The following is a 4,000-nucleotide window of genomic DNA, read 5'->3' on the forward strand; positions in this document are numbered from 1 at the left end:
ACAATACAGCAAACAGTTGAATTCCATTCACGATATCGACCGGAAATCGATTGGAAGTTACCTGTTACCTGCATCAATTTATCTTACATTTTTACTATCAGATATACTCGATAGTAAATTTATTTTCATCCTGCCAATGCTGATTTTGGGAATCAGCGACCCCATGGCAGCCATTGTAGGAATCAGCTTTAAAACGAACAATCATAAAATAAAAATATTGGGCATCGATACCGGAAAATCAATTTTCGGATCAGGTGCATTTTTACTCACCAGCTTTGTTATCAGCCTGCTGGCCCTTTATTTTAATCGCGGTGTTTTCGATTTGAAAACCTTTTATATTGGACTTGCAGTAGCTGTTGTTAGCACACTGGCAGAATTACTCAGTTGGCGTGGGTCCGACAATTTAACCATTCCTCTTGGGGCAGCAGTTACACTTTTACTATTAATGTAAATATGTAAAATGTAGAGGCGATGCTGGTATTTCTGCTAAAAAAGGAGTAATTTGTATATAGTAAAACAGAAAGTAAAGAAAACTGAATAGCAAAGTGGAGATTTTTTAGAGTCTTCGAATCAAATATTACGTCATGAAGAAAATTGTTATAAACGGAGCAAACGGTTATGTTGCTTCTAATTTTATAAACGAATTATTGTCAGAGAACTACAAGGTAGTTGCGCTCGCACGCAGTAATAAAAAATTTACTGCCGAAGAGCGGGTAAAAGCTGCCTTAAAAGAGATGAAGGACGGGGAGGCTATTGATTTAACAAATCTTGAGGTTCACGACTATTCGTTATTTGAAGCGGATTTTGCATTGCAGAAAAGTGAGTTGAAAACCATTTTCGGGGGAAACGTCGATTACTTTCATTTTGCAGCAAGTTTAAAATTTGACATAAAATCGAAAGAAGAAATTTTTGGAACCAATCTGCAGGGAGTAACCAATTCAATCAATACTTTTCAGAAATATTCGGCAAAAGAATCGCGCTTCTATTTTGTAAGCACTGCCTATTCGTGCGGTCGTATTAACGAGCCGTTTAAAGAAAAATTCTACGAAAATGCCGAGATTGATGCCTTCCGTAATTACTACGAACAATCAAAACGTTATGCCGAAAATGTAATTAAAGATTACATTGATAACAGGGGTTTAAACGCATGTATTTTGCGTCTGTCGCAGGTGGTTGGAAACAACAAAACCGGCGTAACCAAAACCGATTACGGTATTTTCGATTTCTCGAAACGGGTACAAAACCTGGCAAAAAAATATCCTGATAGCGTAATTCGCTTAAAGGTTGATCCGGATTCAACTCAAAACCTTATTCCTATCGATACCGCAGTAACTTACCTGATGAGTGCCGTAAAAGCCAAACAGGTGCCGGTTATTCTGAATTTAATTGCCAAAAGCTCGGTGAAAAATAAAGATATCCTGGGAAGCATCAGCAGTTTAATGCCGATTAACCTGGTGCCGGATTTAACACTGGAGAAGGAACAAATGAATTCGCTTGAGCGGATTATGGCTATCGGCATGTCGTTTACAGGTGCTTATATCGATACCAATATTACTTTCGATACAACAAATCTCGATTCGATTGTTGAAGAGGAAGTGAGTGAGGTAACTGCCGAATCGATACATCGTATGCTTAGCTATTTCCTTAACGGCGATACCGACCAGCAGGTAAACGAAATAAAGGCTGCGGTATAAATCATTGTTATTACACCAACTAATTTTTAGGTTTACACCAATTAAGTTTAAACGAGGATTATGAAGAAAATTTTTGTACGTGGCGAGAATATTGTAAATCTACCAAATGCGATTAGTTTATACCGTTTGTTAGCATTTCCTGTAATTTTTTATGCTGCTCTTGTCGGTAACGAATCGTTGTTTGTATGGTTGCTTTGCATTAGTTTGGTAAGCGATGTTGCCGATGGGAATCTGGCACGTTACCTAAAGCTACAAACGCATTTTGGTGCCGCGCTCGATAACCTTGCCGATATTTGTACTTATGCAATGGCCATTTTAGGTTTGTTTGTATTTAAGTGGGCCGAGATTGAACCACACAGCTGGTTTTTATTCCTCTTCCTGGGATTGTTTGTAGTGAGTTACATCGTGTCGTTTGCACGCTTCGGTAAGATACCGGGACTACATCTGTATTCAGCCGTTTCGGCCGGATATGTACAAAGTATATTCTTTTTTGTATTGTTTGTATTCGGGTTCTACGCCTGGTTCTTCTACCTCGCAGTAGGGTGGGGAATTGTAGCCTACACCGAAAAGATATTTGTGCTCTTTAAACTCGATGATATAAAGATCGGGGTGAAGGGACTCTATTGGCTAATGAAAGCTCAAAAAGAAGCTAAATAATTGCAAAGCCACATTTTAGGATGTGGCTTTTTTTTGCATTTGCAATTTCGTAAGGCGATAGATTCGAGCACTAGTATAAAATTGGCTGAAAGCCATATTTATTTTAACCCGTGGCAACGCCTCGGGAAAATAGCAGACACAAATATTCGCCCTGAAAGGGCAATTCAACTGCCCTTTCAGGGCGCTGTATTGTAAATAATACACAACACCCAAGGCGTTGCCTCGGGCTATTTTAATAAAGCCTTTCAGGCTAGTTTTAATTTTGCAGCATTATGCTGCCGCGTATGATTTATTATCTTTCGGAATGCGATGGAATTCGTGTCATCATGGGAGACAAAAAAAATGGCTTGCATCTTATTTTCAGCCTGTTGACTGAGGGCCAGCGGGAGAAAACAGGCTTAAACAAACTTTTAAAGCAAAAAACAATTCTGAGGCTTAAACTTTTGTTTAAACGCCGGCGGAGCTCCGGTGAGCCTTTAAACGTTTGTTTAAACGTTCAGCGGCCGGTTTTTTGGTTTTAAACTTTAGTTTAAGACTTAGAACCGGAAAAAAAGTAGAGCTACCTGTAAGTCGATTGTTGTTGGTGAACGATTTCTTAAAGGAATAGTTGTAAATTAAGTATCCATAAAAATAAAACAGGGTGAATGAATCAGCAACAAATCATGAAGCACTGAGTCGTAGGTGTATATTTCGGTTTTACGAAGAGTTGAATGATTTTCTGCCTGTTCATCAATGTAAAAAACCGTTTGAATATACTTTTACCGGTACGCCATCGGTGAAAAACAGCATCGAAGCAATTGGTGTGCCGCACACTGAAGTGGATTTAATATTGGTCGACGGTGTATCTGTTGATTTTGAGACTTTGCTGAAAGGAGGGGAGCGCGTTTCCGTTTATCCGGTTTTTGAGTCGATGGACATTTCGCCTGTGGTTCGTTTACGCCCAAAACCTTTGCGTGAAACCCGATTTGTTGTAGATGTTAACCTGGGGAAACTGGCTCAGAAGTTACGTTTGCTGGGTTTTGACACACTTTTTCGTAATAACCTGAAGTATGATGAGATTGTGCAAATCTCGGTGGCTGAAAAGCGAATTATTTTAACCCGCGATAAAGGCGTTTTGAAACATACAGCAGCCTCGCACGGTTACTGGGTGCGCAACAGCGATCCGCAAAAACAACTTCGCGAGGTGGTGCAACGGTTGCAACTTCAAAACAGTTTTCGGCCATTTTCGCGCTGTTCCAATTGCAACGGAAGTTTAACGGTAGTTGATGCCGAAGAGGTTAAAGACAAAGTTCCTAAATATACTTTTTGGATGTGTAACGAATTCTGGAAGAGCGACGGTTGCGGACAGATTTACTGGGAAGGAAAACACTACCGCAAGATTCTGAAGTGGATTGAAGGATTAAAGTAGCTTTCTTAACTACTTTCGCTTTTTGCGTCTCCAGTAGATATACAGAATAACGATTATAACCGGCAGCACAATAAAAACGATAATATTGGTTAAGGTCAATTCCAGAGGCTCAGGGGTGCCCGAAGGAATACCACTTGGTACTTGTGCCATTGCCACTGCTGTAACAAAAAGTAAAAAGGTGAATATCGCTGCTTTTTTTATCATGCGTTGTAAGTTTATTATTCTTATTAGTAAAGCAAGT

Annotated in this window: 5 protein-coding genes; 4 read left to right on the top strand and 1 reads right to left on the bottom strand. The window is 39.6% G+C overall.

The window, feature by feature from the left end; genetic code table 11:
- The 4 genes from ABZB17_RS21195 to ABZB17_RS21210 form a co-directional block, all read left to right on the top strand.
- Nucleotides 1–451: phosphatidate cytidylyltransferase (locus ABZB17_RS21195; protein ID WP_372653413.1), on the top strand; the 451-nt coding region annotated here is incomplete at its 5' end.
- Between the two features lie 133 nt (nucleotides 452–584).
- On the top strand, nucleotides 585–1,694 hold the full coding sequence (locus ABZB17_RS21200) for an SDR family oxidoreductase (RefSeq protein WP_372653414.1): 1,110 nt from the start codon (nucleotides 585–587) through the stop codon (nucleotides 1,692–1,694).
- Nucleotides 1,695–1,754: 60 nt separating this feature from the next.
- Nucleotides 1,755–2,351 (top strand): CDP-alcohol phosphatidyltransferase family protein, encoded by a 597-nt coding sequence (locus tag ABZB17_RS21205; protein ID WP_303924309.1) that lies wholly within the window; start codon nucleotides 1,755–1,757, stop codon nucleotides 2,349–2,351.
- A gap of 640 nt (nucleotides 2,352–2,991) precedes the next feature.
- Nucleotides 2,992–3,759 (top strand): Mut7-C RNAse domain-containing protein, encoded by a 768-nt coding sequence (locus ABZB17_RS21210; protein ID WP_372653416.1) that lies wholly within the window; start codon nucleotides 2,992–2,994, stop codon nucleotides 3,757–3,759.
- Between the two features lie 9 nt (nucleotides 3,760–3,768).
- On the opposite strand, the gene ABZB17_RS21215 is transcribed toward ABZB17_RS21210, so the two are convergent.
- Nucleotides 3,769–4,000, bottom strand: a 232-nt coding sequence (locus ABZB17_RS21215) for a hypothetical protein (RefSeq protein WP_372653418.1), incomplete at its 5' end; no start/stop codon positions are given.

Source organism: Draconibacterium sp. (assembly GCF_041583095.1).
GTDB lineage: Bacteria > Bacteroidota > Bacteroidia > Bacteroidales > Prolixibacteraceae > Draconibacterium.